The 25,497-nt window shown below is 60.9% G+C and carries 30 protein-coding genes; 25 read left to right on the top strand and 5 right to left on the bottom strand.

Going from position 1 to position 25,497, the window contains the following annotated elements; all coding sequences use genetic code 11:
• Window positions 1–202 precede the first annotated feature (202 nt).
• Window positions 203–571 (top strand): hypothetical protein, encoded by a 369-nt coding sequence (locus ACLB1Z_RS00650; protein ID WP_013950265.1) that lies wholly within the window; start codon window positions 203–205, stop codon window positions 569–571.
• A 228-nt stretch (window positions 572–799) separates the two neighbouring features.
• Window positions 800–1,147, top strand: a complete 348-nt coding sequence (locus ACLB1Z_RS00645; RefSeq protein ID WP_409561587.1) for a hypothetical protein — start codon at window positions 800–802, stop codon at window positions 1,145–1,147.
• 167 nt (window positions 1,148–1,314) lie between these two features.
• Here the strand turns inward: ACLB1Z_RS00645 and hisH are convergent, their stop codons facing one another.
• The 3 genes from hisH to hisB form a co-directional block, all read right to left on the bottom strand.
• Window positions 1,315–1,968: an imidazole glycerol phosphate synthase subunit HisH gene (gene hisH / locus ACLB1Z_RS00640; RefSeq protein WP_409561586.1), complete on the bottom strand. Its 654-nt coding sequence runs from the start codon at window positions 1,966–1,968 to the stop codon at window positions 1,315–1,317.
• Between the two features lie 196 nt (window positions 1,969–2,164).
• Window positions 2,165–2,635 (bottom strand): DUF2628 domain-containing protein, encoded by a 471-nt coding sequence (locus ACLB1Z_RS00635; protein ID WP_409561585.1) that lies wholly within the window; start codon window positions 2,633–2,635, stop codon window positions 2,165–2,167.
• An 83-nt stretch (window positions 2,636–2,718) separates the two neighbouring features.
• A complete protein-coding gene (hisB, locus tag ACLB1Z_RS00630; RefSeq protein ID WP_409561584.1) occupies window positions 2,719–3,309 on the bottom strand; it encodes an imidazoleglycerol-phosphate dehydratase HisB in 591 nt (196 codons plus the stop codon).
• Window positions 3,310–3,487: 178 nt separating this feature from the next.
• Here hisB and hslV point away from each other — a divergent pair, with 178 nt between their 5' ends.
• The 6 genes from hslV to ACLB1Z_RS00600 all read left to right on the top strand — a co-directional run bounded on the left by hslV (window position 3,488) and on the right by ACLB1Z_RS00600 (window position 9,352).
• On the top strand, window positions 3,488–4,060 hold the full coding sequence (hslV, locus tag ACLB1Z_RS00625; protein WP_409561583.1) for an ATP-dependent protease subunit HslV: 573 nt from the start codon (window positions 3,488–3,490) through the stop codon (window positions 4,058–4,060).
• Window positions 4,061–4,076: 16 nt separating this feature from the next.
• On the top strand, window positions 4,077–5,171 hold the full coding sequence (locus ACLB1Z_RS00620; RefSeq protein WP_409561582.1) for a hypothetical protein: 1,095 nt from the start codon (window positions 4,077–4,079) through the stop codon (window positions 5,169–5,171).
• Window positions 5,168–6,472, top strand: coding sequence for an ATP-dependent protease ATPase subunit HslU (gene hslU, locus ACLB1Z_RS00615; RefSeq protein WP_409561581.1), 1,305 nt, complete (start codon window positions 5,168–5,170; stop codon window positions 6,470–6,472). The genes ACLB1Z_RS00620 and hslU overlap by 4 nt, the downstream gene beginning before the upstream one ends.
• A gap of 230 nt (window positions 6,473–6,702) precedes the next feature.
• Complete coding sequence (rlmN, locus tag ACLB1Z_RS00610; RefSeq protein ID WP_409561580.1) at window positions 6,703–7,896, top strand: 23S rRNA (adenine(2503)-C(2))-methyltransferase RlmN; 1,194 nt, start codon at window positions 6,703–6,705, stop codon at window positions 7,894–7,896.
• An 84-nt stretch (window positions 7,897–7,980) separates the two neighbouring features.
• On the top strand, window positions 7,981–8,658 hold the full coding sequence (locus tag ACLB1Z_RS00605) for a hypothetical protein (protein WP_409561579.1): 678 nt from the start codon (window positions 7,981–7,983) through the stop codon (window positions 8,656–8,658).
• A gap of 121 nt (window positions 8,659–8,779) precedes the next feature.
• Window positions 8,780–9,352, top strand: a complete 573-nt coding sequence (locus ACLB1Z_RS00600) for a hypothetical protein (RefSeq protein WP_409561578.1) — start codon at window positions 8,780–8,782, stop codon at window positions 9,350–9,352.
• Window positions 9,353–9,401: 49 nt separating this feature from the next.
• On the opposite strand, the gene ACLB1Z_RS00595 is transcribed toward ACLB1Z_RS00600, so the two are convergent.
• Window positions 9,402–10,259 (bottom strand): hypothetical protein, encoded by an 858-nt coding sequence (locus tag ACLB1Z_RS00595; RefSeq protein ID WP_409561577.1) that lies wholly within the window; start codon window positions 10,257–10,259, stop codon window positions 9,402–9,404.
• Window positions 10,260–10,445: 186 nt separating this feature from the next.
• A complete protein-coding gene (locus ACLB1Z_RS00590) occupies window positions 10,446–11,081 on the bottom strand; it encodes a 2-hydroxychromene-2-carboxylate isomerase (protein ID WP_409561576.1) in 636 nt (211 codons plus the stop codon).
• Between the two features lie 128 nt (window positions 11,082–11,209).
• On the opposite strand from ACLB1Z_RS00590, the gene ACLB1Z_RS00585 reads away from it, so the two are divergent.
• The 17 genes from ACLB1Z_RS00585 to ACLB1Z_RS00505 all read left to right on the top strand — a co-directional run bounded on the left by ACLB1Z_RS00585 (window position 11,210) and on the right by ACLB1Z_RS00505 (window position 25,425).
• Complete coding sequence (locus ACLB1Z_RS00585) at window positions 11,210–12,445, top strand: argininosuccinate synthase (RefSeq protein ID WP_409561575.1); 1,236 nt, start codon at window positions 11,210–11,212, stop codon at window positions 12,443–12,445.
• 29 nt (window positions 12,446–12,474) lie between these two features.
• Entirely contained in the window at window positions 12,475–12,693 is a 219-nt protein-coding gene (locus ACLB1Z_RS00580) for a hypothetical protein (RefSeq protein WP_409561574.1), read from the top strand.
• A gap of 154 nt (window positions 12,694–12,847) precedes the next feature.
• Entirely contained in the window at window positions 12,848–13,873 is a 1,026-nt protein-coding gene (locus ACLB1Z_RS00575) for an agmatine deiminase family protein (protein WP_409561573.1), read from the top strand.
• Entirely contained in the window at window positions 13,874–14,734 is an 861-nt protein-coding gene (gene aguB, locus ACLB1Z_RS00570; RefSeq protein WP_409561572.1) for an N-carbamoylputrescine amidase, read from the top strand. It abuts the gene before it with no gap.
• Between the two features lie 26 nt (window positions 14,735–14,760).
• A complete protein-coding gene (locus ACLB1Z_RS00565) occupies window positions 14,761–14,967 on the top strand; it encodes a molybdopterin-binding protein (protein WP_409561571.1) in 207 nt (68 codons plus the stop codon).
• 1 nt (window position 14,968) lies between these two features.
• Window positions 14,969–15,493 carry a hypothetical protein gene (locus ACLB1Z_RS00560; protein WP_409561570.1) on the top strand — a complete coding sequence of 175 codons (525 nt, stop codon included), beginning with the start codon at window positions 14,969–14,971 and terminating at the stop codon, window positions 15,491–15,493.
• Between the two features lie 53 nt (window positions 15,494–15,546).
• Window positions 15,547–16,275 (top strand): site-2 protease family protein, encoded by a 729-nt coding sequence (locus ACLB1Z_RS00555; protein ID WP_409561569.1) that lies wholly within the window; start codon window positions 15,547–15,549, stop codon window positions 16,273–16,275.
• 74 nt (window positions 16,276–16,349) lie between these two features.
• Window positions 16,350–17,129 carry a hypothetical protein gene (locus ACLB1Z_RS00550; protein ID WP_409561568.1) on the top strand — a complete coding sequence of 260 codons (780 nt, stop codon included), beginning with the start codon at window positions 16,350–16,352 and terminating at the stop codon, window positions 17,127–17,129.
• Between the two features lie 198 nt (window positions 17,130–17,327).
• Window positions 17,328–19,157, top strand: a complete 1,830-nt coding sequence (gene typA / locus ACLB1Z_RS00545; RefSeq protein WP_409561567.1) for a translational GTPase TypA — start codon at window positions 17,328–17,330, stop codon at window positions 19,155–19,157.
• 116 nt (window positions 19,158–19,273) lie between these two features.
• Window positions 19,274–19,528 (top strand): hypothetical protein, encoded by a 255-nt coding sequence (locus ACLB1Z_RS00540; RefSeq protein ID WP_409561566.1) that lies wholly within the window; start codon window positions 19,274–19,276, stop codon window positions 19,526–19,528.
• Between the two features lie 218 nt (window positions 19,529–19,746).
• Window positions 19,747–21,045, top strand: a complete 1,299-nt coding sequence (locus ACLB1Z_RS00535) for an ATP-dependent RecD-like DNA helicase (RefSeq protein WP_013950238.1) — start codon at window positions 19,747–19,749, stop codon at window positions 21,043–21,045.
• A 273-nt stretch (window positions 21,046–21,318) separates the two neighbouring features.
• Window positions 21,319–21,795 carry a phasin family protein gene (locus ACLB1Z_RS00530; RefSeq protein WP_013950237.1) on the top strand — a complete coding sequence of 159 codons (477 nt, stop codon included), beginning with the start codon at window positions 21,319–21,321 and terminating at the stop codon, window positions 21,793–21,795.
• Between the two features lie 162 nt (window positions 21,796–21,957).
• Window positions 21,958–22,464: an N-acetyltransferase family protein gene (locus tag ACLB1Z_RS00525; protein ID WP_409561565.1), complete on the top strand. Its 507-nt coding sequence runs from the start codon at window positions 21,958–21,960 to the stop codon at window positions 22,462–22,464.
• A gap of 146 nt (window positions 22,465–22,610) precedes the next feature.
• A complete protein-coding gene (gene ppa / locus ACLB1Z_RS00520; RefSeq protein ID WP_409561564.1) occupies window positions 22,611–23,144 on the top strand; it encodes an inorganic diphosphatase in 534 nt (177 codons plus the stop codon).
• 136 nt (window positions 23,145–23,280) lie between these two features.
• Window positions 23,281–24,084 carry a 4-hydroxy-tetrahydrodipicolinate reductase gene (gene dapB / locus ACLB1Z_RS00515; RefSeq protein WP_409561563.1) on the top strand — a complete coding sequence of 268 codons (804 nt, stop codon included), beginning with the start codon at window positions 23,281–23,283 and terminating at the stop codon, window positions 24,082–24,084.
• A 42-nt stretch (window positions 24,085–24,126) separates the two neighbouring features.
• The gene (locus ACLB1Z_RS00510) at window positions 24,127–24,801 is read left to right on the top strand and encodes a 2,3-bisphosphoglycerate-dependent phosphoglycerate mutase (RefSeq protein WP_013950233.1); all 675 of its coding nucleotides are present in this window, start codon (window positions 24,127–24,129) and stop codon (window positions 24,799–24,801) included.
• 30 nt (window positions 24,802–24,831) lie between these two features.
• Window positions 24,832–25,425 carry a DUF4337 domain-containing protein gene (locus ACLB1Z_RS00505; protein ID WP_409561562.1) on the top strand — a complete coding sequence of 198 codons (594 nt, stop codon included), beginning with the start codon at window positions 24,832–24,834 and terminating at the stop codon, window positions 25,423–25,425.
• The last annotated feature ends 72 nt before the right edge of the window (window positions 25,426–25,497 follow it).

Genomic DNA, 25,497 nt, shown 5'->3' with positions numbered 1-25,497 from the left:
CTTAAGGCCGAAATTCTTAATTATTTTAACCTGTTGTTCCTACCACGACGTTAAGACTCCGACAAGAACAATTTTAGAACAAATGCTGGACAACTGTTCTGAGTCGTGGCATGTTCTTCCTATGTTCACGACGCCGCAAGTCAGGCGCCACCCTGGGTCAGAGTAGCGTGTTCGACCCTCCCGAAACACTAGGAGAGCCCCCATGCGCACCTACCTCATCTCGTACGATCTCGCCCACCCGACCCGCAATCAGCACGTCGTCGCCCAGGCCATCATGGGCATTGGCGACAAGTGGGCCCGGCCACTGTCGAACACCTGGTACGTCATGTCCGAACGCGAAGAAGTGGAACTCGAGACCGATCTCCGCGCGCTCCTCGCCGAAGATGACGGCCTCCTGATCCAGGCGACGAAGCGCGACGCCGCAATGACGAACACGTCGCTCCGCTGGTTCCGCCAGCGCCGCCCCAGCGTCGATCTCGCACCCGATGGCAACGTCATCGCCTTCCCGCTTCCCGCAACAGCTGCCGCCGAGCCGATGGAGCCCGAGCTGCCGTTCGCGAAAGCCGGCTGACGCTCACGAATTCCGGTCTTTGGGCGGGGCGGGTCTTTCTCTCCCCCTAGCCTTCCCCCGACGGGCTCGTCTCGTCCAAAGGCCGATGCTGGAGACCCGGGGATCATGCCCCCCAACTGCCTCATGATCCCCGGCTCCTTTTTTCACTTTGCGTTTTTTCACGTCGCGTACTGCGTACCTCATGCCTGCTCCCCCAAAGCTTCCCCCGCCCAGTACCGGATTAGCGCCATGAAGACCTTCCTTCTCCATCACACCCCCAAATCCGCCAACCAGGACACCTGGACGGTGACGTTCTCGCTCCCCTACATCGCGACCGAATACGCCCCCGCCGGCAACGGCGTCTGGTACGTCAGAACCTGGCTCGGCGCCGAACAGATCAAGCGACGCCTCGCGATCCTTTTCGATTCTCCTGATGAACTCGCCGTCCACGAACTTGGTCGCGCCGACGCGGCCGGCACGTCACGTCTCACCTGGCTCGAAGGCCGCCTCGAAGACGACGATACCGATGGCACATGGCACGTCCCGCGCGGCGTCTGGACGGTCATTCAATCGGCCGTCGGCACGCTCGCGCGGTGACTTCGGCTTCTGACTTCCTGCTCCCTATCGGGAAGGGGTTAGAGATCGGGGGATAGACACGCCCGCTGAACGTCATCCCGGCGCAGGCCGGGATCCAGCCAAGCCTCAGCTTGCCAGACATTTGCTCGCTGACTGGATGCCGACCTCCGTCGGCATGACGTCAATATCTACGGCTTCCACTTCAAGAAATTCGCAATCAGCTTCAGCCCGAGCTTCTGGCTCTTCTCGGGGTGAAACTGCGTGCCCGCGATATTGCCGTCGGCGACGAACGCCGTGATCGGCCCGCCGTAATCTGTCTCGGCAACGACGACGCGCCGCTCTGTCGGCACCATCGCGAACGAATGCACGAAATACGCGTGCCAGCCGTCCGGGCCGGTCGGAATGCCGTCGAGCAACGCATGCGGATGGACAACGTTGAGCGTGTTCCAGCCCATGTGCGGAATTTTCAATTCCGGATCGCTGGGTGCAATCGCACGCACTTCCCCTTTGATCCACCCAAGCCCCGGCGTCTCGACGAATTCGAGCCCCCGCTCGGACAAAAGCTGCATGCCGACGCAAATGCCGAGAAACGGCCGACCCTTCTGCCGCACCGTCTCTTCCAGCGCCGGGATGAGCCCCGGCACGCGTTCGAGCCCATGCTTGCAGTCGCCGTATGCTCCGACACCCGGCAGCACGATCCGATCCGCCGCCAGCACATCATCAGGCCGCGGACTGACGATGATCCGGGCATCGGCCTCGCTCTCGCGCGCCGCACTTTCAAACGCTTTCGCCGCCGAGTGCAGATTGCCCGACCCGTAATCGATGATAACGACGCTTTGCATGAGAAGACCGGGCCTCGGAGGAATCTTCAGTGAGATAAATTGTGCCAGCTTCCAATGCCGCAAGCCGCGCCAATTGTCATCCCGGGTGAGCCCTCTTGCGAGACCTGGGACCCAGTCTCAACGACGCGGACTATGCGACCTGGATTGCGATCGTCTCACGACGCATACCCGGAAGAACAATGCGCGCGCGTGACGCTCAAGCCCCAATGCCGAATGGCCAGAAGCGCGATCCGCGCGCCCTCGACGACGCACCAGTGGCGTCATCGCGCGCTATCACCGGCTGCTCCGGCAGCCAGCCTTCGAAGAACCGCCGCTCGCTCTCAGCAATCGACTTGCCGTTGACGACGCCAATCATCTGCCAGCCACGTTGGTCCAACATCCACCGCTTCAGGCTCGACACCTCGAAGCCAAGGTAGACGTTGATCATCAGAAAGATGATGCCGATGCTGTCCGGGCTGACTTTCAGCGCATTCAGCACGTAGCCGAGCAGCGCCGAACCCGCGAGATAGGCAATCGCCATCAGCCAGACGCCGTTCGCCACAAACCCGAGCGGCGGACAGATTGCGGTCAACCACGAAAACCCGTCTTTGACGAACTCAAGCTCGACGCCGCGATCGATGCGATCGGCATCGGCATCCGGCGGCTCATGCACGGTGTAGGTCGACACAGAACTCAAAGCTCCTTGCTCCATTCGAACGGCGCGCCGCCCAGATCCGTCAGCCAGATCCGTCAGGACGACCGGCTCGAACGTTAAAGCGCGCCTTTCGTCGACGGAATGCGACCCGCCTGCCGCGGATCGATCGCAACCGCCGCCTTTAGGGCCCGCGCGAGGCCCTTATAGCAGGTCTCCGCGATATGGTGATTGTTCTCGCCATAAAGGTTTTCGACGTGCAGCGTGATGCCGGCATTCTGGGCAAACGCCTGGAACCATTCGCGGAACAGCTCCGTGTCCATCTCGCCAAGCTTCGGCCGCGTGAAGTCCACCTTCCAGACCAGAAACGGCCGCCCCGAAACGTCGACCGCCACGCGCGTCAGCGTCTCGTCCATCGGCAGATGCACGTCGGCATACCGCACGATCCCGGCTTTATCGTCGAGCGCCTTGGCGATCGCCTGCCCCAGCACGATGCCCGTATCCTCGGCCGTGTGGTGGAAATCGATGTGCAGGTCGCCTTTGGCCCTGAGCGTAATGTTGATGAGAGAATGCCGGGCGAGTTGCTCCAGCATGTGATCGAGAAAGCCGATCCCCGTCGAAACGTCGTAGGCGCCCGTCCCGTCGAGGTCGACGGTCGCGGAGATCTCGGTCTCCTTGGTCTTGCGCGTTATCGTCGCCTGCCGCTTCACGTGAATCGTTCCTTTTCGTTTGGCCCCGGCGACTCCCGTACCGGAAGCCGGCCGCCGGGGCCAGAAAACCATCAATGTTTGCCCGCGAGGCCACGAGCCTTTATCAGCTTGTCACCCGACAGGCCAAGGCCCACCCACCTTGCATCTTCCCGCCAAAAGCTTAACTGACGCGATACATATGACGCACCAGAGCCAAAATGCCGGCCTTCCGAGTTGGCACGCCACGACGATCCTGACGGTCCGGAAGGGCGGCAAAGTTGTAGTTGCCGGTGATGGCCAGGTCAGCCTGGGCCAAACGGTCATCAAGTCGAATGCCAAAAAGGTCCGCCGCCTGGGCAAAGGCGACGTGATTGGCGGCTTCGCAGGCGCGACGGCCGACGCCTTCACCTTGTTCGAGCGGCTCGAGGCCAAGCTTGAGCAATACCCCGGCCAGTTGACCCGTGCCGCCGTCGAACTGGCGAAAGACTGGCGCACTGACCGCTTCCTGCGCCGCCTGGAAGCTATGATGATCGTCGCCGACGCCACAACGACCCTCGTCCTGACAGGCACCGGCGACGTGCTGGAACCCGAAAACGCCATCGCCGGCATCGGCTCCGGCGGCAACTATGCGCTTGCCGCCGCGCGCGCCTTGATCGACCAACCGCTCGACGCCGAAGCCATCGCCCGCAAGGCCATGTCCATTGCCGCCGAGATTTGCGTCTATACGAATTCGAACATCGTCGTCGAAAGCCTCGACGCGAAGACATCGTAACGGCGCGAGCCCGCTCATGGCCAACGGACCATCCTCTGACGATCTTCAGGCAGCCGTCGACGCGGGCGTCATCGACGCCGCGCAAGCCGAGAAGCTGCGTGCCATGCGCCATGGTCCCGCCGCTGCGCCGCTCGGACCCGACGGCGAACCGTCCGTGCTGGCCGATGAGGAACGCTTCCGCTTCCTCAACGGCTTCAACGACGTTTTCCTGACCATTGGCGTGCTGCTGATCGCGGCTGCGTTTCTCACCGTTACGTCCACCGGACTTTTCGGCATCAGCTGGGTCGCGACACTGGCTGTCGCCGCCGCCACGTTCTGGATCTTGAGCGAAATTCTCGTCGGACGGCTGCGCGCCGTGCTGCCGGGAATGGTGCTCTCTCTGCTGTTCGTTGCGTTCGCAGCCTCCGCCGTCGTCGTCCAGCTTCACTGGGACAACTTAAAATCCTCCAACTGGGATACCGCTTCCGAACTCGCATTCTGGCGCAATCCGACACTTGTGTTCGGCTTGCCAGCCCTCATCGCGGCGTTCGTCTATTACTTGCGCTTCCGCCTGCCGTTCGCGCTCGGCCTGATGGCGTTCTTCGGCTACGCCGTCGTCAGCAAAGGTCTTTACTCGATAGGGCTCGGCTTATCGTTTGCGGCATTCGGTTACGGCATCTTCGTGTTGCTTGTCGCGCTGTTCTACGATGCGAAGGACCCCAAGCGCGTCATGCGCTTTTCCGATTGCGCCTTCTGGCTGCATCTCGTCGCCGCCGCACTGATCGTCTCGCCGATGATCATGCTGATCAAAAGTTCAACCAACGGCTTGATGACTTCTGGCGTCGTGCTTCTGACCGTTCTGGCACTTGGCCTCTTTGCGCTGGCCATAGATCGGCGCGCACTGCTCGTCTCGTCGCTCGCCTACTTCTGCGGCGCGGTCTACGATCTCTTGAGCGGTGGCGTGGAGCTGCCTCATAGCGGCAACGCTCCCTCGTCCTTCACCTTGACGCTTGCCCTCGTTGGCGGCTTCGTCTTGATCCTCGGCGTCTTCTGGCACCCGCTGCGCAACCGCCTGCTGCCGGTGCTGAACGCCACACCCATCGGTCCCTACCTTCCGCAAGCGAGACAATGACCAACTTTTCCCCGCGTGAAATCGTATCCGAACTCGACCGCTACATCGTCGGCCAAGCGGACGCCAAGCGCGCCGTCGCCATCGCGTTGCGCAATCGCTGGCGCCGCCAGCAATTGACCGGCGAGTTGCGCGACGAAGTCCTGCCGAAGAACATCTTGATGATCGGCCCGACTGGCGTCGGCAAGACCGAAATCTCCCGCCGCTTGGCGAAACTCGCGGGCGCGCCGTTCCTCAAAGTCGAAGCCACGAAATTCACCGAGGTCGGCTACGTCGGCCGCGACGTCGAAAGCATTATCCGCGATCTCGTCGAAGTCGGCTTGGGCCTCGTCAAAGAATCGAAACGCCAAGGCGTCCGCGCCAAAGCCGAGAAAGCCGCGGAAGAACGCGTACTCGATGCGCTCGTCGGCTCGAACGCCTCACCATCCACGCGCGATAGCTTCCGCAAGAAGCTGCGCAACAATGAATTGAACGACAAGGAAATCGACATCCTTGTCGCCGATACGGCGTCTCCCATCCCGACGTTCGACATGCCCGGCGGTTCGATGGCAACCATCAACATCAGCGAGATGCTGGGCAAGGCGCTCGGCCAGCGGACGAAGTCGCGCCGCGTGACCGTTAAAGACAGCTTTGACATTCTCATTGCCGAGGAAAGCGACAAACTGATCGACAGCGATCAGATCTCCGGCGAAGCGATCGCTGCGGTCGAAAACAACGGCATCGTCTTCCTCGATGAGATCGACAAAATCTCTTCACGTAGCGACGGCGCGCGTGGTGGCGCCGATGTCTCGCGCGAAGGCGTCCAGCGCGATCTTCTGCCGTTGATCGAAGGCACCACGGTCGCGACAAAGTACGGCCCGGTGAAAACCGACCACATTCTCTTTATCGCATCCGGCGCCTTCCACGTCTCCAAGCCGTCGGACCTGCTGCCTGAGTTGCAAGGCCGCCTGCCGATCCGCGTCGAGCTCAATGCGCTTACGCGCGATGACATGAAACGCATTTTGACGGAACCCCAGGCGAGCCTCATCAAGCAGTACGTCGCCCTGATGCAGACGGAAGGCCTGACGCTCGAATTCAAGCCCGACGCCATCGATGCGCTGGCCGACGCCGCCGTCGAAGTGAATTCGACCGTTGAGAACATCGGCGCCAGACGCCTGCAGACGGTTCTGGAACGGGTACTCGACGAGGTTTCGTTCGAAGCGTCCGACAAGAGCGGCGCCACCGTCGTCATCGACGGCCCCTACGTGACAGAGCGCGTCGGCCCACTCTCGAAAAACGCCGACCTCAGCCGGTTTATTTTGTAGTTTCCGTCATCCTCGAACCGACGAGCGCGGCGAGGCAGTTCGGGGATCAGGCGTAAAGTGTGCCGCAGGCTCTATATTGTGTCTTCGACAAGTTTAACGCTGGATCCCGTCTTCGCTTTCGCTCGACCGGGGATGACGAGAAAGCGGGAGGACAATTAGGCCCGCTATCCACAGCGCCCAAACGCCTGTAAAAGGGCCACTTCCGCAACTCAAAGCTGATTTTTTAAATTATGACCGCCGCGCCCTTAGTTAAAATTGATCCAGAAGCGCCCGCTGCGAAGCCATCGCTGGCAGGACTGACGCGCGACCGCTTGAAGCTCGCACTCGCCGCCGCAGGCGTGCCGGAGAAGCAGCTTCGCATGCGCGTCGGCCAGCTCTGGAGCTGGATCTACGTCCGCGGCGTCACGAGCTTCGACGACATGACGGATGTCTCCAAAGACCTCCGCCGCCAGCTCTCCGACATCTATTCGCTCGACCGTCCAGAGATTGTTTCCGAGCAAATCTCGGTCGACGGCACGCGCAAATGGCTGCTCCGCCTCGCAAAGCGCAGCCATGAAGCCCGCCCGCCGGAAATCGAAACCGTCTACATTCCCGAAAGCGACCGCGGCACCCTCTGCATTTCGAGCCAGGTTGGTTGCACGCTGAATTGCTCGTTCTGCCACACCGGCACCCAGCGCCTCGTGCGCAATCTCGAAGCCGAAGAAATCGTCGCCCAGATCATGCTGGCGCGCGACCGTATCGGCGATTGGCCCGGCGCCAAGGGCCCCGACGACGGTCGCTTACTCCCGAACGCGGAACGCAAGATCACCAACGTCGTGCTGATGGGCATGGGCGAGCCGCTTTATAACTTCGACAACGTCAAAGCCGCGATGGACGTAGCGTCGGACGGCGAAGGCCTGTCGCTGTCGAAACGGCGCATCACGCTCTCGACGTCCGGCGTCGTTCCCGAGATTCCGCGGTGGGGCGAAGAGGCCGACACCATGCTGGCAATCTCGCTGCACGCCACCAACGACGCGCTGCGCGACGAACTCGTCCCGATCAATAAGAAATACCCGATCGCCGAGCTTATGGAGGCCTGCCGCAACTACCCAGGGCTTTCGAACGCGCGCCGCATCACCTTCGAATACGTGATGCTGAAGGGCGTCAATGACAGTCTCGCCGAAGCCCGCGCGCTGGTGCGGCTCCTGGCCGGAATCCCAGCTAAAATCAACCTGATCCCGTTCAATCCGTGGCCGGGTACCCGCTATGAATGTTCCGATTGGGAAACGATCGAACGCTTTGCCGATGTTGTGAACCGCGCCGGCTACGCGAGCCCCGTCCGCACGCCGCGTGGACGCGATATTCTTGCGGCCTGCGGGCAACTTAGGTCCGAAAGCCAGCGCCTGTCCGCGAAAGATCGGACCGCTCCGGCAGCCAATCCCTGATCAGCGGCCAATCCGAATTTCTGTTGAGCCTCGACCCGCCGCCTATATACACTCCGCGCCAGGGTGGCTTGGGGCGGAGTTCTTGTGCTCAGACTAATCGGCACGTTGGCGCGCATCGTATTTGGCTTGACGCTCGCGAGCTTAGCGGCGGGCCTCGTGACCGTGCTTTTCATCGATATCGGCGCTCTTTCCGGCACGACCGGGCAATGGCCTAAGACGCTTACCGAGGTCATCGACCTCGCACTGCTCGCGGCGACCCACATCGGAATTTTTTCATCCGCCTTCGTTTTGATCGCGGCCTTGATCGGTGAATGGTTCTCGATTCGCGCTCTGTCGTATTATCTGCTCGCCGGCATCGTCATCGCCCTGCTCGGCTTCAGTGCCCAATACGCCAGCGAAGTGGCAGGGCAGCCAACGATCTTCAACAATTACGCAATCAAGACTTTCCTGACCGTCGGCTTCTTTGGCGGCTTCGTCTATTGGCTCGCAGCCGGCCAGTTTACGGGCCGCGGTCACGACCCGACTCCCCCGCTCGCAGACGTGCCCGCCACAGAAACAACCGCGCGGCGAGCCGACAAGGGCGATGGCGTCAGCGTCGTCATCACTCGTCCTCCGGCCGCCGACACGACCGCAGACCGGCGTCTCTGGCGTATGCCGGCGCTCGAACGGCTCAAGTTCGCGAAGCGTGACGGATCGGCGGTGCCGGGCGTCACCCACGCAGCCGTCGCCGACGACGACACCTCGCCAAGCTCCCGCGATTGATCGCGATCGCCCCCGCGTCCTCTCGCAGACGTGATTAACCAAAACAGTTGCCCGCACGCTTCGCTGTTGCTGCATCGCAGCAAGGCTGCTATATTGTCGCAGAGCTAGAGGGATAACGCCTGTGTTCGACTGCGCGCTGCATTTTCGCTTTCTGCAGAAAGCGACGGAAGCCATGTTCGAGATGGGCCAGGCCTCGGTCGCCGCCTCCCTCGCCTGTCAGAAGCGGCTTTACGAAGACATGACGCCGGAGAGCCTCCGACCCGCGGAGCCCGTCGCCCCCTGGGCCGCTTGGTTCGAAGCTTGGACACCTGTCCCAAAGCCGCAGCCGCCCGCGCAACCCGATCTCATGCAATCCTGGCTCGCGATGGCCGACGCCTGTGCGGCCTATTGGTCGGCCGGACAATCAGCGCCACGCCCGTCGATGATGGCGCCCCCCGCATTTCCGCCTGCGGTCCAGGCCTTCTGGGCGGCCACGCCGTGGACGTTCTATCAGGCGCCGATGGTAGCGATGATGCTGTCCTACGGCGTCCCTTATGCCGTCGCAGCTCCAACTGCCCGCGCCAGCACATCGGCCATGGACGCCGCCGACGCCGCTTGCGCTCAGTGGCGTTTGGTTTTTGGCAGCGACGAAGGCCGAAAAAGCCTGGAGCGCAACGTCCCCGTCACACCGCGGTGGCCGGGCTACCTGCACTAACCCCTAGCTAGCAGCGAAGAAAATCGGCCCGCGCGTTGGGAATGGCGGCTTAGTCTGCGCCGCCCGCGTCGGACGGAGGCGCAGCGTCACCGCCCGCAGCAGCCGGAGCTTCAGCGGGAGCCGCAGCAGCTGTCGGCGTCGCGGCGGCAGGCTTCGCCTTTGCCTTCTTGTGGTGAACGGGCTTCTTCTCTGGCTTTGTCTCGGCCGTCGTCGCCGTTGCGGTCGAGCCCGTGGTCGTCGGCTTGGCCCACGGCAGAACTTCCGGCTCTTTCGTCTTGGCAGCTTTCGCCGCCTTGTCGATTTCCCGTTTCAGGATCGCCATCGAGCGGCACCGCGCCTTGGTGGCCTTGCCGGCATCGTTGGTGCCGGCTGCGACCCAGATGCAGGCCGTGTTAGAGCCGCATTGGTCTTCGGTGAGATTGAGACATGACGCCTTGGCCGACTTGGTCTTCGTCACCTTTTTCGCAGGAGCGGCTTCGGCGGTACCCGTGGCCGGCGCGGCTGCTGGGTTGGCTGCTTTCTTGGTTTTCTTATGCGTTTTCTTCACGACGGGAGCCGCAGGCGCCGCCGCCGGAGCAGCTTCGGCAGCAGCCGGTGCTGGCGTTTCTGCCGGCGCTTGCGCAGCGGGAGCCGGCGTCGCCTCCGGTTGAGGCTCGGGCGCTGCCGGCGCAGGCTCGGAAGGAGCGGATTCAGCCGGCGCATCGGCCTGAGCCGAACTTTGTGGCACGCTGTCGTCGGTCGGGTGTGCGGTCGGATCGTAAGCTGGATTGCTTGGCTGCGCCTGCGCGGGCGTATCATCCGGCGGGACCGTTACCGTGATTTCTTCAGCGCCGAGCGGCAATGCCATTGCGGCACAGAAAAACCCGATCCAAACGAGTCTTCCGACAATGCGAATCGATCTGGCCACGCCCCATCTCCCCCACTGAGATTAGTTCCCGCGCTTCTAACAGCTTCCGCAGGTCAGAAACACCGCAAACACCCCTTGAAAGCCTTTTTTATGTTCACGAATCGAGTGCAATGCAAAAGCACGAAAGCGCAGCAATACAATCTCGTAAGGTCTTCATCGCGCTGCTGTAACACCGCGTAAAAAGCCTCACGTTTTTGTCCCAGTTTTCGCTTTTGCCCACGCCAGAGCCTGATCCAGCCGATCGTCCCCCCAGAACAGTTCGCCGTCGCCGGTTGTGAAACTCGGCGCCCCGAATATGCCCAGCGCCTGCGCCTCGTCCGTGTTGGCGCGCAAGGCCGCTTTGACCGCAGGGTCGGCGGCCAGCACGCGCGTCGCTTCCGGATCGAGGCCTGCGGACAAAAGGCAATCCGTCAAGACAGCGTCATCGAAGATGTCCAAACCCTTGCCGAACGATGCTGCATAGACGGCACGGGTGAAGCTGCCGATCTCCCCCTGCGCTTTAGCAGCGATGGCGAGACGGGCAGCCTTCAGGCCGTTGCCGGGGAACGTCGCAGGCATCTGGAAGGTGAGCCCGCGCGCCGCGGCCGTGCGCGCGATATCGCGCACCATGTACCGGCCCTTGGCCGGATAGAGATTGAACGGAGACGTGTTCCAGCCTTGCGATTTGAAGACCGGGCCGAGCAGAAACGGCCGCCATTCGACCTCGACCTCAGCCCGCTCAGCCGCCTCCGCGATCCGCATTGCGCTGAGATACGAATACGTCGACGCGAATTCGTACCAAAAGATAATCGTCGGCCCCACGGTGCTCTCCATCTTCGCCATACGCCGACTTTCGTTGCGACAAGTCGGTTTCCCCCGTCTACTCCACTTGCGGGTAGCGCCGCCGACCCTATAGTGCCGCGCGTTTCCCGCCCAATTCCATCTCAAGAGCCAAAAGAGCCATACCGTCCATGAGCGCCGCGACCAAATCCGTGAAAAAAGTTGTCCTCGCCTATTCGGGCGGCCTCGACACCTCCATCATCCTGAAATGGCTGCAAGAGACCTACGGCGCCGAAGTCGTGACGTTTACGGCCGATCTCGGCCAGGGCGAAGAGCTGGAGCCCGCGCGCCAGAAGGCGCTGATGCTCGGCATCAAGCCGGACAACATTTTTGTCGAAGATCTGCGCGAGGAATTCGTCCGCGACTACGTCTTCCCGATGTTCCGCGCCAACACGGTTTACGAAGGCATCTATCTGCTGGGCACCTCGATCGCGCGCCCGCTGATCGCCAAGAAGCAGATCGAAATCGCGCGCAAGGTCGGCGCTGATGCCGTCTGCCATGGCGCCACCGGCAAGGGCAACGATCAGGTCCGCTTCGAGCTTGGCTATTATTCGCTTGAGCCCGGCATCAAGATCATCGCGCCGTGGCGCGAGTGGACGTTCAAAGGCCGCGAAGAGCTTCTGAAGTTCGCGCGCGAGCATCAGATTCCGGTCGCCAAGGACAAGGAAGGGGAATCGCCGTTCTCGGTCGACGCCAATCTTCTGCACTCCTCGTCCGAAGGCAAAGTGCTCGAAGATCCCGCCAAGAAGCCGCCGGAAGTTGTCTATCAGCGCACGATCTCGCCGATGGACGCGCCCGACAAAGTCACGACCATCAAGATCGGCTTTGAGAAGGGCGACGCGGTTTCGCTCAACGGCCAGAAGCTGTCGCCCGCAACGCTGCTGAAAGCCCTGAACGATCTCGGCCGCGACAACGGTATCGGCCGCATCGACCTCGTCGAAAACCGTTTCGTCGGCATGAAGTCGCGCGGTGTTTACGAGACACCCGGCGGTACGATCTTGCTCGCCGCCCATCGCGCTATCGAAAGCCTGACGCTCGACCGCGGCGCAGCCCACCTCAAAGACGAGATCATGCCGCGCTACGCCGAGCTGATCTATAACGGCTTCTGGTTCTCGCCCGAGCGCGAGATGCTTCAGGCGCTGATCGACAAGAGCCAGGAAAACGTCGAAGGCGAAGTGACGCTCGAACTCTACAAGGGCAACGTCATCCCCGTCGGCCGCGAAAGCGCCAAGTCGCTCTATTCGCCGACGCTCGTCACCTTCGAGGACGACAAGGGCGCCTATGACCAGAAAGACGCCGAAGGCTTTATCAAGCTCAACGCGCTCCGCTTGCGCACGCTCGGAAAGCGGAACCAGGACCATAGCTGATCGGTACCACGCCTAGGTTGGAGGCACGCATGATCGTCATCACCAGAAACGGCGAAACGACCGTGCTGACCGGGTGGCGGGAGTGGCTTTTCAAGCTCGTCGTCTTCCTGGCGGCAATCTTGCTGTTCGGCGTCATCGCCTTCGTGATGTTCGGTGTGGCGGTGACCATCGGCGCCATCGCCTTGGTCGTCATTCCGGCCGCTATCATCGTCGGACTGCTCGGGATGGTCTTCAGCAGGGGCGTTTGACGCGCCAAAACATAGCCATTGGTAAACAATTCGCCGCCAAGGCCGCAATTTTGGGTCCTGCCGCATCTCCACCCTTGACGCGGCGGACCCCATCCCCGACATGGCCTGCTTCTGAGAGCATGTCGCTCTCAACGTGATTGACGAGGACCGAAATATGACAGTCGCGGCCGACGGCCTGCCGGTGGTGACACCTGCCGAATGGGCGCCCCAGAAAGCGATCTGGACTGCGTGGCCCGCCGATCCCGATGAGTGGAACGGCGATCTTGAAACGCCGCGCCGCGACGTGGCTGCCCTCGTTCGCGCCCTGAGCCTCGCCGGCAACAAGGTCCGGCTGCTCGTCAACGGCGAGGAAGCCAAGGCGTCGGCGGAAGCCGCGCTTCGTGATGCCGCCGAACTGATCCCGGCGAAGTACGGCGATATCTGGCTACGCGACACCGGCCCGATCTTCGCTCAACTCGGCAACGACCGCGTGGCGCTGCGCTTCAAGACGAACAGCTGGGGCGGCAAATACGATCTGCCCGACGATGCGACCGTCGGCGATGACGTGGCGCGCTTGTCAGACGTTCCCGTGCGACGCTTCGATTTTGTGCTCGAAGGCGGTGCTGTCGATCACGACGGCGAAGGCACGATCCTCGCCACACAGCAGACCTTGCTCAACCCCAATCGCAACGGCTGGACCAAGGAGGCCGCCGAAGCCGAACTTGCCCGCGCGTTCGGCGCGAAGAAAGTCATCTGGATCGACGAAGGCCTGAAGAACGACCACACCGACGGCCACGTCGACAACATCGCTCGCTTCGTGGCACCGGGCCGCGTCGTCTGTCAGGCGCCCGCCGGGCCTGACGATCCGAACGCTGAAATCCTGAACGCCATCGCCGCATCGCTTGAAAAGGCGACGGACGCGATGGGCCGCAAGCTCGACGTCGTCCGCATCCCCGGTGTCGGACTCTATCGCAATGCTCTTGGCGAAATCTCGCCTGCGTCCCATATGAATTTCCTCATCGCCAACGACGTTGTCGTCGTTCCGATTTATGGGACTGCTACGGAAGCCGACGCGCTTTCAGCGCTCCAAGCCGTCTTCCCAACGCGTGCAGTCGTCGGCGTATCGTCCCGAGGTCTGCTCGGCTGCGGCGAAGCCGGCGGCGGATCTTTTCACTGCATCACTCAACAGGAGCCTCTGTAGATGGCGCGACGCTCGATCACCGTCGGGAGCATTCAAACGTCCTACGGTCCGGACCTCGAAACCAACATCGCCAAGACGGAAGCGTTCGTCCGTGAGGCTGCTGGCCGCGGTGCCGAAGTGATTTTGCCGTCGGAGCTGTTCGAAGGCATCTACTTCTGCACGCGCCAGGACCCGAAGTGGTTCGAGACGGCACGGCCGCTGATGGAGCATCCGGCGGTGTTGCGGCTCCGCGAGCTTGCAAAATCGCTGAACGTCGTCATTCCGATCTCGTTCTTCGAGAAGGACGGCCCGCGCTATTACAACAGCATCGCCATTGCCGATGCCGACGGCGAGATCCTCGGCGTCTATCGCAAGAGTCACATTCCGGATGGTCCAGGCTATCAGGAAAAATATTATTTCCGCCCCGGCGATACCGGCTTCAAAGCGTGGAACACGAAGGCTGGCAAAATCGGCGTCGGCATCTGCTGGGACCAGTGGTATCCCGAAACCGCCCGCGCGATGGTGCTTCAAGGCGCGGAAATTCTGTTCTACCCGACCGCCATCGGCTCGGAACCCTATGATTCGAGCCTCGACACTCATCTCCAGTGGCAGCGCGCCATGCAGGGCCATGCCGTGTCGAATGCCGTCCCGATCATTGCCGCCAATCGCACCGGTCTCGAAGACAATGACGGGGTGAAGCAGAAATTCTACGGCCACTCATTCATCAGCGACCACCGCGGTGAGCTGGTTCAAAAGTTCGATGCCGACGATGAAGGCGTGCTCGTCCACACATTCGATCTAGATCTGATCGAGAGCTATCGCGCCGACTGGGGATTCTTTCGCGACCGGCGCACCGATCTCTATGCTAAGAGTATCATCTGATTACCCAGCGACATCAGGAGTGCCGCATGAAGATCAGTGCCAGAAACGTGCTTAAGGGAAAGATCGTCGAGGTCACCAAGGGAGTAACAACGGCGCACGTCCGCATCGACATCGGTGGCACAATCGTGACGGCGTCGATTACCAATGAGTCCGTCGACGATCTCGGTCTGGTCAAGGGCATGTCTGCATCAGCCGTCATCAAATCATCCGACGTGATGATCGCGGTCGAATGATATGAAAAAGATCCATCTTCTTTCGGCAATGGTTGGCGTCGTTGTGGTGGCGACCTCTGCTTCAGCGTTCGCAGCAGAGACAGGCGGCTGCAACAGCTTCACGTGGCCCATCACGACCGAACTCAAATGGATGAAGTCGGAAAGCCAGGATGTCACTTCAGGCGGCAAGCTGCCTTCGCCTCCGGAAAAGGCTGTGAAGCTGGCGCTCGAACCGATGAGCGCCGTCTCGTTTCCCGTCGCGCCGACGGGCCGCCTGAAACCACACGGCGAGGCTTATGGCGGCATCATCGCGTTCGACAGTCCGAGCAGCGCGCCCGGCGCCTATCAGTTTTCTTTGGACGCTCCCGCCTGGATCGACGTCATTCAGGACGGTAAGGCCCTGAAGCCGACGGCGCATAGCGGCAAGACCGACTGTGACGGCGTTCGCAAAAGCGTGCGCTTCAATCTCGATCCCGGTCCGTTCACCGTCGAGATCAGCAACGTCAAGAAAGATGCGATCAAATTCACGATCCGTCAGGCCGAATAGCGTGAAGCCGCTTGTCGGCTTCAACACCCAATTCTGCATTCCGGCGGACCATTATGAATTTTCTTAGCGACACCCCGAGACTGGAACTGTTCCGGCTCGGCGGCATCCCAATCAAGATCGACATCACCTTCATTCTGGTGCCGATCTTTTTATGGAATGTCCTTCTGAGTTCGCCCAACACCTTCGTGATCCTGACGATCGGCGTCTTTCTGTCCGTGCTGCTGCACGAGCTTGGCCACGCAACGATCGCGCGCCTCTTCCGCGTACCCGTCGGCGAAATTCTGGTTGGCGGCTTCTACGGCTACGCGCGGATGCTGCAAGCTGCACCCTCCACGCTCGCCAACATTCTGATCCTGTTCGCCGGGCCGCTGACCAATGGGCTGCTTTTCCTGCTGTGCTGGCACGTGCTCGGCCAGCCTCAAATCGGCATCACCGGTCAATTTGGTCCGATTGATCCGATGCCCTGGCTTGCGAACAATCCATGGGCCATTTATGCCGCTTTCATGCTGGCGCGCATCAATCTCGCAATGCTGGTGTTCAACCTGCTGCCTGCATTCCCGCTCGACGGCGGACGGATTTATCGCGACATCCTGGGCGCTGTCTTGTCCCGCACGTTCGCGATCCGCGCGATAGCGCTCCTTGGTGTCGCCGTCGGACTATGGAGCGCCTACACCGCTTACGCCAGCTTCAATCACAATCTGGTCCTGCTTTTGATCGGCGCACAGATCGCCATCATGAACTGGGCTATTCTGAAACGCCCCGCCGACGCCGAAGACCGCTAGCACCACGATTGCAAAAGCGTCTTATCTCCGTGCATATCTGGCGGCCACTTTAACCCCTTCGCCGGGAGCCAGTGATGACCCGCGTCTCCGTCAACCGCACACTCGCGCGGCTCTATTGGCTGCTGGGGCTCGTATTGCTTCTTTTGCTCGCCTCGAAATTCGCCAACGACATTCCCGGTATCCCACCGTTCGTCATATCCGCCGCCAACAACTTCTATGACTTCATGCGCGATATGTCGTTGCTGATCGCGACGGGCGGCGTCGCCTATATTTCGAACATCTACCAGAAGCGCTCAAACTTCGTCGAAAGCCTGGAAGAGGAATGGCGCAACATCGTGCGCACCAAATCCGTCCTACTGTCGACCTGCGAAAAGCCCTATCTCGCGACCGACGATTACCTCGCCGCCTATTACAAAGTCAGCGAGACCATCGACACCATGCGCATCGTCTATCGTAATGCCGGTGAAACGGAGGGGCTCGTTGGCCTTTATCCGTATGCGCCGCTGCACGACATGCGCCGCGCCCTGCAGACCTTGGATCCGCGCGTCGCAAACGACATCACGAAAGACAAAAAAGCCCTGGTTCGCGATGCCATCCTGCAGGCGTTCTATGCCCTGCGCGAAACCTTCCTCGAAGAGCTCGACCTGGAAGAGCCGCAGCATCCGCTGCTGGTCGCCGGCAGCCGCCGCCTTAAGACGCCCGGCGCCGCAGTCTCGGCCCGCGTCATGGAAGAGTATCAACGCAAAAAGCTCGGCCGCGAGCCCTCGCCCCGGCCCGACATTGACACCTTTTTGGCGAAGCTCCGCGACCAGGAAGAAACGGGCGGCGAAGGCCGCACCACGCCGAGCCGATGACCGGCCCGCACCCTTTCCCGTCTCGCCAAAACAAATTCCATGCCAAATCCCGCACCGGATCCCTTGTTTGACTGTTAAGCCGCACCCAACTTATTGCGTGCCGCCCTAGCCCTGCCCTGCCCCGTCATGCTAGGTGCGAGGCCAATATTGCGCCGCAGTGGCACGGCCCGCGGCGCTTCCCATAACCTCAGGTTCCAAATGGCCCTTCGCAATATCGCGATCATCGCGCACGTCGACCATGGCAAAACGACCCTCGTCGACGAGCTTCTGAAGCAGTCCGGCTCCTTCCGCGACAACCAGAAAGTCGCCGAACGCGCGATGGATTCCAACGACATCGAGCGCGAACGCGGCATCACCATTCTCGCCAAGTGCACAAGCGTCGAATGGAAAGGCACGCGCATCAATATCGTCGATACGCCAGGCCACGCCGACTTCGGCGGTGAGGTCGAGCGCATTCTGAACATGGTCGACGGCGTCGTCGTTCTGGTCGACGCCTCTGAAGGTCCGCTCCCGCAAACCAAGTTCGTCGTTTCCAAAGCCCTGAAGCGTGGCATCCGCCCGATCGTCGCGATCAACAAGATCGACCGCCCGGACGAACGCCACGTCGAGGTCTTGAATGACGTCTTCGATCTCTTTGCCAATCTCGACGCGACCGATGAGCAGCTCGATTTTCCGGTTCTCTATGGGTCCGGCCGCAACGGCTGGATGGCCCGTGATCCGTCGGGCCCGGCAGAAAATCTGGCGCCGATGTTCGACCTGATCCTGGAACACGTGCCGCCGCCGGAGGTCAATGACGGCCCCTTCTCCATGCTCGCGACGACGCTGGACGCCGATCCGTTCCTCGGCCGTATTTTGACCGGCCGCATCACGTCAGGAACCGTCAAGCCGAACCAGCAGCTCAAAGCGATGGACCGCGACGGCAAAGTCCTCGAGACGTTCCGCGTGCAAAAGGTCCTCGCCTTCCACGGCCTCGAGCGCGTGCCGGTTGAGCAGGCGAGCGCCGGTGACATCATCGCCCTCGCCGGTATGAGCGAAGCCAACGTTGCCGATACGCTTGCCGATCCTTCGGTTGAAAATCCGTTGCCGGCTCAGCCGGTCGATCCGCCGACGCTGTCAATGAACTTCCGCATCAACGACGGCCCGTTCGCAGGTCAGGAAGGCGACAAGGTCCAAAGCCGCGTTATTCGCGATCGTCTGCTGAAGGAAGCTGAGCGCAACATCGCCATCCGCGTTGTCGAAAACGAAGATCGCGATAGCTTCTCGGTCTCGGGCCGCGGCGAACTTCAGCTCGCGATCCTGATCGAGAATATGCGCCGCGAAGGCTTCGAGTTGACCGTGTCACGTCCGAAGGTCGTATTCGAGACCGACGCCGAGACCGGCCAGCGCTTGGAGCCGATCGAAGAAGTCATCATCGACGTCGACGACGACTACACCGGCGTCGTCGTGCAGAAGCTGTCGGAACGCAAGGGCGACCTTTTGGAAATGCGCCCCTCGGGCGGCGGGCGCACGCGCATGGTGTTCCACGTCCCGACGCGTGGCCTCCTTGGCTATCAGGCGGAGCTGCTCTCCGACACGCGCGGCACCGGCATTATGAACAAGCTGTTCCACTCCTATAAACCGTTCAAGGGTGAGATCGCGGGACGCCGCACAGGCGTTCTGATCTCGAACAGTCCGGGCGAAGCGGTGGCTTACGCGATCTTCAATCTTCAGGATCGCGGCCCCTTCATGATCAATCCGCAGGACCGCGTTTACGAAGGCATGATCGTCGGCGAGCATTCGCGCGACAACGATCTCGAAGTGAACGTCATCAAGGGCAAGAAGCTGACCAACGTCCGTGCGTCCGGCAAGGACGACGCCGTGCTGCTGACGCCGCCGATGCGCCTGACCCTCGAAAAGGCGATGAGCTACATCACCGACGAAGAGTTGGTTGAGGTGACGCCGAAGAACATCCGCCTGCGCAAGCGCTGGCTCGATCCCAACGAGCGCAAGCGTCAGAGCCGCAAGAGCGAAGCGGAACGCGCGGGCTGACGATAACGCGTGTTCATTTGCGTAAATTGATGCCCGGGGAAAAACTCCCGGGTTGAACGGGTCAATTTCCGCCACAAATGATCATGGTTGAGACCATGTCATAGGAGAGAGACCTGATGAAACGTTTCGCCATCGTTGCTGGTGCGGTGTTCGCGATGTCCATGCCGGCCTTCGCAGACACGCCCCTCACCGAGGAGGAAATGAAGAGCGCGACGGCCGCGGCCTCTGCTGTGGGCTGCGAAGGCGGCAAGTGGGAAAAGGAAACGGAAGGCACCGGCGTCTTCGAGCTTGATGACGCCAAGTGCAAGAACGGTGCTTACGACCTGAAGTTCGACAAGGACTTCAAGCTCCTCAACATGACCGCCGACTGATTCAAGGTCGAGATTTCGGCGCGGACGGCCGGTGGGGCCGTCTGCGTTCTATGACCAACCGATTTCCAACAGCACCCACAATTTGACTTGAGTGACCGCCTTTGATTTCTCTTCCTTTGGGTCTCAAATCTTCGTGCGCTAGGCCCGTGGCGGAACACGCTCAGAATGCTCCAATCTTCAATAACTGATAACAAGACCCCGTCGCTGCGAGGGCGGTCGTGATTGCTTGGCCTGACGGTATCACGCCGACGCCGGCGTTCGAACGCGCCGCGGCCTTCATCGCCGAAGAAAATAGCGGCAACCTCTTCGTCACCGGCCGTGCCGGAACCGGCAAGTCGACGCTGCTGAAAGCCCTGCGCGATGCCTACGAGGATCGCATGGTCGTCTTAGCGCCGACCGGCCTCGCAGCCATCAACATCGGCGGCCAGACGATCCATTCTTTTTTCGGTTTTCCGCCGAGACTCATCCAGGACAACGACATCAAGCGCAGCCGTAACGGCCGCGTCATGCGCAAGCTCGATTTCGTCGTCATCGACGAAGCCTCGATGGTGCGCTCGGACATGATGTGGGCGATCGACAAAGCGCTGCGCGTCAACCGCGGGCGCCCGCGCGAACCGTTTGGTGGCGCACGCCTGTTGTTATTTGCTGACCTGCATCAGCTGCCACCCGTCGTCCAGGAACGCGAAGTCCTCGCCCATTTGACTGAAGAACATGGCAGCCCATTCTTCTTCTCAATCCCGGCCCTTCGCGAAGGCGCGGGCACTGCGCTCCTCGAACTGGAGCAGATCTTCCGCCAGACAGATGACGCCTTGATCCACGTCCTGAATGCCGTCCGCGAGGGCAACGTCAGCGACGACGATCTCGCTTTCATCAATAAGCGCGTGAGCCCTATTCGCACCCTGTCGGAAGGCGAACCTTTCGTCATACTGACGACGACGAACGCCGCCGCAAAACGCATCAACACCGCCTATCTCGAGGCCCTTCCCGGCCGCGCCAACCGTTTCGACGCCAACATCACCGGCGAGTTCGCAGCAAACGTCCAGCCCGCCGAAACCGCCCTTGAGCTAAAGGCCGGCGCAAAGGTCATGATGTTGCGCAACGATCCGGACCGCCGCTGGGTCAACGGCACCATCGCCCGCGTCTCGCGCCTGACGGAGAAGCAGATCTTCATCGAAGTGTCCGGCAAAGAATACGAGGTCGAGCAGGTCGCCTGGGAACACCGCCGATACGCTTTCGATCAGTCGCAGGAAAAGATCGTCGAAACCATCGCCGGAACGTTTAAGCAGTTCCCGCTCCGCCTCGCCTGGGCGTTGACGATCCATAAGGCCCAAGGCCTGACCCTCGATAAGGTGTATATCGATCTGGGTTCGGGGACGTTTGCCCACGGCCAAACCTACGTCGCGCTGTCCCGCTGCCGGACGCTCGAGGGCCTCGTACTCGCCCGCCCGCTCACCCGCCGCGACATAATGTTCGATCCGAGCGCGGTCGGTTACCGCGATGTTTTTTCAAAACTTTGATCAGCCCGGGGCGCGGCGAAAAAACATCATTTCGCAAGTGCGAACAAAAGGATAGGGCTCCCCCTGCCCGGCCGGGTCAGTGTACGGACATATTTGAGGCATAAGGACGCGATTTGCGAGTCTCAAAACCCCATTTCCCAGGTGCGCGGCAAAAACTTGTTGCAACGCACAATGCATTTGCATATATATTCACCACTGGTTTTGCCGTCGGGCGCCAGACAGCAGATTTCAAATTCACGCTCAGCCGATATTGCTCTTTTTAGGAGTGACCCCATGACCGACGCTTTTACTCGTCAAGTCCAGGACTTCACCAAACAAGCCCAAGAGATGTTTACCGCCGGCAAGGACGCTAAGGTCCCCGAGAACATCTCTGCGTTCGCTGAAGACGCCATCGCGAAATCGCGTGACGCCTATCACAAGTTCACCGCCATGGCCAAAGACAACGCCAAGGTCGCTGAAGAAGTGATGCTGACGACTCAGGCCGGCGCCAAGTCGATCGGCGAAAAGATCGTCGCCAACACGCTCGCCAATACTGAAGCAGCTTTCGAAGCGGCTCAGGCGATGGCACGAGCGCGCACCTTCCCGGAGATCGCTCGCCTGCAGGCCAACTACTGGCAGCAGCAGTTTGCTGTCGCTGGCTCGCAGTCGAAAGAGCTCTTCGAGCTCTCGAGCAAGGTCACGAAGCAGGCACTCGAAACAGTCGGCGCTGCAACGACGAAGTCGTTCGAGCAGTTCAAGACCGTCGGCTAACGGTCACGCCGATGCGAATACGATGCATTGCTTAAAGCAAGCGTCGAGTGGGGCACGTAATTCATACATCAGACGCGGAGATTGCTCTCCGCGTCTTTTTTATTTTCACGATATGCATCGAGACGTGATGCCTTTTCTCCAACTTGGAGTTAGAGTGTCCGTATGCTGAACCAGAGGCTTGAGGTTTCTGTCCGCAACGCCCGGCCCGCCGATGCCGCCGCGCTCGCCACGATATTTCGTGACTCCTGGCGCCTCGCCTACACCGGCATTCTCCCTGCCCTTTATCTCGAACGTGAGATCTTGCGCCGTGACGCCATATGGTGGCGGCGCGCCATTTCCTCCGAACGCAATCTGCTTGTCATCCTGCACGGCGAAATGGTTGCTGGCTATGCCACATGCGGCCGGGCCCGCGGCGGCGGCCGCGACGTCGGCGAAATCTATGAGCTTTATCTCGCGCCGGTCTACCAGGGCCTGGGACTGGGCGAGCATTTGTTTGAAGCCTGCCGCTCCACGCTCGACTCCCTCGACCTCGAACGGCTGATCGTCTGGGCGCTGGAAGGCAACGAAAGAGCCTGCACTTTCTATCGCCGCTGCGGCGGGCGGGCGACGCGCCGTTCCTGCGTCCGGTTTGGTAAAGTATTAAGCACCCGGATCGCCTTCGAGTGGTAGCCGGCTAAATTTCCGATTTCGCTCCGACAGCGCCGCATTTTTTACTTTTTCTGCGCCGATGTGCGACCTATGAGCGGTTGTGCGGCCCAGGCTTTCCCGGCAAGTGTGGCCCCCGAACCGAATGATTTGATTTGAGGTCATCTCCCATGCGTCTCGACGCTATCAAGCCCGGTAAAAACCCGCCCGACGATATCAACGTCGTGATTGAAGTTCCCGTCGGCGGCGAGCCGATCAAATACGAAATGGATAAAGCCTCAGGCGCTCTCGTCGTCGATCGCTTCCTCTATACGGCGATGCGCTATCCCGGGAACTATGGCTTCGTTCCCCATACGCTGTCCTCTGACGGCGACCCGATCGACGTTCTCGTCTGCAACACGCGCGCGATCGTTCCCGGCGCGGTAATCAATTGCCGCCCAGTCGGCGTACTTGTGATGGAAGACGACGGCGGCGCCGATGAAAAGATCATTGCCGTACCGTCCACCAAGCTCACGAAACGCTACGACTCGGTCAAAACCTATACCGATCTGCCGAAAATCTCGGTCGAGCAGATCGAGCACTTTTTCGCTCACTACAAAGATCTGGAACCCGGCAAATGGGTCAAGATCGACCATTGGGGCCATGTTGATGAGGCACATGACCTTATCCTCAAAGCGCTTGAGCGAGCCAAGACCCCGGCCTGACTTTTGACCGAAGTCAACCAAACAGGCGTTTTAAACGGCGTGGCGGCGATTTTCGGAGCTGTCCTCTTTACGCTCGCGTAACGGCATTGCTATATCGGCCCGCCGAATGGCAATCGCCGAGCGAACCGGAGATGATATGAAGATCGCCGTCATGGGCGCGGCCGGCCGTATGGGCCGCGAACTGATACGCGCGATTGCAGCTGAACCCAGCTGCACGATCAGCGGCGCGACCGAAACGGCAGGCTCTGCAGTTCTGGGCAAGGATATCGGCACGCTCGCCGGCCTTGAGCCCATCGGCCTGGCTGTCAGCGACGATGCTGCCGCTGTCATCGCCGCTTCCGACGCCATCGTTGATTTTACGGTTCCCAAGGCAAGCGTTGAGTTTGCGCGTCTCGCTGCCAAATCAAAAACGGCCGCCATTATCGGCACCACAGGTTTCGATGCCGCCGCCGAAGCCGCGATTGCGGCCGCAGCCAAGGAAACGGCCATCGTCAAGGCTGGCAATATGAGCCTTGGCGTCAATCTGCTTATGGCCTTGACGCGTCAGGCCGCAGCCGCGCTCGGGAACGACTTCGACATCGAAATTGTTGAAATGCATCATCGCATGAAGGTCGATGCCCCTTCGGGAACGGCCTTGATGCTGGGAGAAGCCGCAGCCGCCGGCCGAGGCCTCGACCTCGGCGCGCATTCCGTTCGCGTCCGTGATGGCGTGACGGGTCCGCGCCGGAAAGACGATATCGGTTTCGCCACGTTACGCGGCGGCACCGTCGTCGGTGAGCATACGGTGATATTCGCAGGCGAGGGTGAACGCATCGAGCTAACCCACAGCGCAACCGACCGAGGAATTTTTGCCCGCGGTGCGGTCAAGGCCGCGCTTTGGACAAAAGGCCGTACACCAGGTCTTTATGGTATGACCGACGTATTAGGAATTGCGCTTTAAGCTATTGCCGTAAGCGCGGCTGGAGGCCCCTAGACCGAAGACATGACAGACGCTCTGACGGACAACATTCTGGTACTCGTACGGCACGGCGAGAGCGAGTGGAACAAACTCAATCTCTTCACCGGCTGGCGCAATCCCGACTTGACCGAAAAGGGCGTGATCGAAGCCCGCGTCGCGGGGCGTATGATCCGCGATCATCGCGTCAAGTTCGACATCGCCTTCACGAGCGCGTTGAAGCGCGCCCAGCGAACGCTCGATATCATTCTGTCCGAACTCGGCCAGCCCGACGTCCCGATCATCAAGGACGCCGCCCTCAACGAGCGCGACTATGGCGAGCTCTCAGGTCTCAACAAGGACGAGGCCCGCAAGAAATGGGGCGAAGCGCAGGTGCAGCTCTGGCGGCGCTCCTACGATATCGCTCCTCCCGGTGGCGAAAGCCTGAAGGACACGCTGGCCCGCGTGCGTCCTTATTATGACAAAGCCATTTGGCCCCAGATCACCGCCAGCAAGAACGTCATTATTGCAGCGCACGGTAATTCCCTGCGCTCTCTGGTGATGATCCTCGAAAACCTCGACAAGGATGAAATCCTTGAGCGGGAGCTTGCGACCGGCGCGCCCATTCTGTATCGGCTTGGCGCGGACGGCCGCGCCATCGATCGCAAAGACCTGTTGCCCGCACGATCCCTTGCCGCGCCACCCGAAGACCGTATCGTCTGACGACGTACTGTTTCAGTTGGGGGACTTCACATGGCGTTGGAAGAACTTGCGGTTGAGCGCGAGAACATGAAGTCGCGCGACAAGCTCATTGGCGTCTACGTCGGCATTCTCGCCGTCGTCCTTGCGATTTGCAGCCTCGGAGGCAGCAACGCCGAGCAGGACGCACTTCAGGAAAATATCGCAGCCTCCAACACCTGGGCCTTTTTCCAGGCGAAAAACGCGCGACGGCAGGCGCTCCGCCTTCACGCCGAAGAATATGAGGCGATGCTGAAAATGTCGCCGACCATGCCGGACGACGCGAAGAAATTCATCGAAATGAAAATCGCCGACTACAAGGCGCAGGACAAGCTGCTAACCACCGATCCCAAGAGCGGCGAAGGCCTCGACGAACTCTTCACAACGGGTAAGGGCCTCGAAGCGATCCGCGACGAAGCGCTGAAGAAAGATCCCTATTTCGATTTTGCCCAGGCGCTTCTGCAGATCGCGATCGTGCTGGCGTCCGTCGCTCTGATCTCGGGCGGCAACATGCTGCTCTTCGTCAGCTTCGCGATGGGCATTGTCGGTGCCGTGCTGACGTTCGGTGGCTTTACGCTCGCCTTCACGCTACCCGCGTTCATGTCCTAAGCGGCCGTGGCCCCGCCTGCCGGGGGCGCCCTATCGGTTGCATAGCACTCTCTGCGCCAAAGTGGCGTTTTT

The sequence above is a fragment of the Hyphomicrobium sp. MC8b genome, from assembly GCF_905067615.1.
Lineage (GTDB): Bacteria > Pseudomonadota > Alphaproteobacteria > Rhizobiales > Hyphomicrobiaceae > Hyphomicrobium_B.
This window is presented reverse-complemented; position numbering and strand designations above follow the sequence as displayed.

Excerpts from the sequence above, each read along its gene's own strand:
- dapB (WP_409561563.1), top strand. The coding sequence starts at position 23,281 with ATGAAGATCGCCGTCATGGGCGCGGCCGGCCGTATGGGCCGCGAACTG.
- hslV (WP_409561583.1), top strand. The coding sequence starts at position 3,488 with ATGACGCACCAGAGCCAAAATGCCGGCCTTCCGAGTTGGCACGCCACG.
- ACLB1Z_RS00565 (WP_409561571.1), top strand. The coding sequence starts at position 14,761 with ATGAAGATCAGTGCCAGAAACGTGCTTAAGGGAAAGATCGTCGAGGTC.
- hslU (WP_409561581.1), top strand. The coding sequence starts at position 5,168 with ATGACCAACTTTTCCCCGCGTGAAATCGTATCCGAACTCGACCGCTAC.
- ACLB1Z_RS00555 (WP_409561569.1), top strand. The coding sequence starts at position 15,547 with ATGAATTTTCTTAGCGACACCCCGAGACTGGAACTGTTCCGGCTCGGC.
- hisH (WP_409561586.1), bottom strand. The coding sequence starts at position 1,968 with ATGCAAAGCGTCGTTATCATCGATTACGGGTCGGGCAATCTGCACTCG.
- aguB (WP_409561572.1), top strand. The coding sequence starts at position 13,874 with ATGGCGCGACGCTCGATCACCGTCGGGAGCATTCAAACGTCCTACGGT.
- ACLB1Z_RS00580 (WP_409561574.1), top strand. The coding sequence starts at position 12,475 with ATGATCGTCATCACCAGAAACGGCGAAACGACCGTGCTGACCGGGTGG.
- ACLB1Z_RS00560 (WP_409561570.1), top strand. The coding sequence starts at position 14,969 with ATGAAAAAGATCCATCTTCTTTCGGCAATGGTTGGCGTCGTTGTGGTG.
- typA (WP_409561567.1), top strand. The coding sequence starts at position 17,328 with ATGGCCCTTCGCAATATCGCGATCATCGCGCACGTCGACCATGGCAAA.
- ppa (WP_409561564.1), top strand. The coding sequence starts at position 22,611 with ATGCGTCTCGACGCTATCAAGCCCGGTAAAAACCCGCCCGACGATATC.
- ACLB1Z_RS00650 (WP_013950265.1), top strand. The coding sequence starts at position 203 with ATGCGCACCTACCTCATCTCGTACGATCTCGCCCACCCGACCCGCAAT.
- ACLB1Z_RS00510 (WP_013950233.1), top strand. The coding sequence starts at position 24,127 with ATGACAGACGCTCTGACGGACAACATTCTGGTACTCGTACGGCACGGC.
- ACLB1Z_RS00575 (WP_409561573.1), top strand. The coding sequence starts at position 12,848 with ATGACAGTCGCGGCCGACGGCCTGCCGGTGGTGACACCTGCCGAATGG.
- rlmN (WP_409561580.1), top strand. The coding sequence starts at position 6,703 with ATGACCGCCGCGCCCTTAGTTAAAATTGATCCAGAAGCGCCCGCTGCG.
- ACLB1Z_RS00530 (WP_013950237.1), top strand. The coding sequence starts at position 21,319 with ATGACCGACGCTTTTACTCGTCAAGTCCAGGACTTCACCAAACAAGCC.
- ACLB1Z_RS00525 (WP_409561565.1), top strand. The coding sequence starts at position 21,958 with ATGCTGAACCAGAGGCTTGAGGTTTCTGTCCGCAACGCCCGGCCCGCC.
- ACLB1Z_RS00550 (WP_409561568.1), top strand. The coding sequence starts at position 16,350 with ATGACCCGCGTCTCCGTCAACCGCACACTCGCGCGGCTCTATTGGCTG.
- ACLB1Z_RS00590 (WP_409561576.1), bottom strand. The coding sequence starts at position 11,081 with ATGGCGAAGATGGAGAGCACCGTGGGGCCGACGATTATCTTTTGGTAC.
- ACLB1Z_RS00645 (WP_409561587.1), top strand. The coding sequence starts at position 800 with ATGAAGACCTTCCTTCTCCATCACACCCCCAAATCCGCCAACCAGGAC.
- ACLB1Z_RS00585 (WP_409561575.1), top strand. The coding sequence starts at position 11,210 with ATGAGCGCCGCGACCAAATCCGTGAAAAAAGTTGTCCTCGCCTATTCG.
- ACLB1Z_RS00505 (WP_409561562.1), top strand. The coding sequence starts at position 24,832 with ATGGCGTTGGAAGAACTTGCGGTTGAGCGCGAGAACATGAAGTCGCGC.
- ACLB1Z_RS00540 (WP_409561566.1), top strand. The coding sequence starts at position 19,274 with ATGAAACGTTTCGCCATCGTTGCTGGTGCGGTGTTCGCGATGTCCATG.
- ACLB1Z_RS00620 (WP_409561582.1), top strand. The coding sequence starts at position 4,077 with ATGGCCAACGGACCATCCTCTGACGATCTTCAGGCAGCCGTCGACGCG.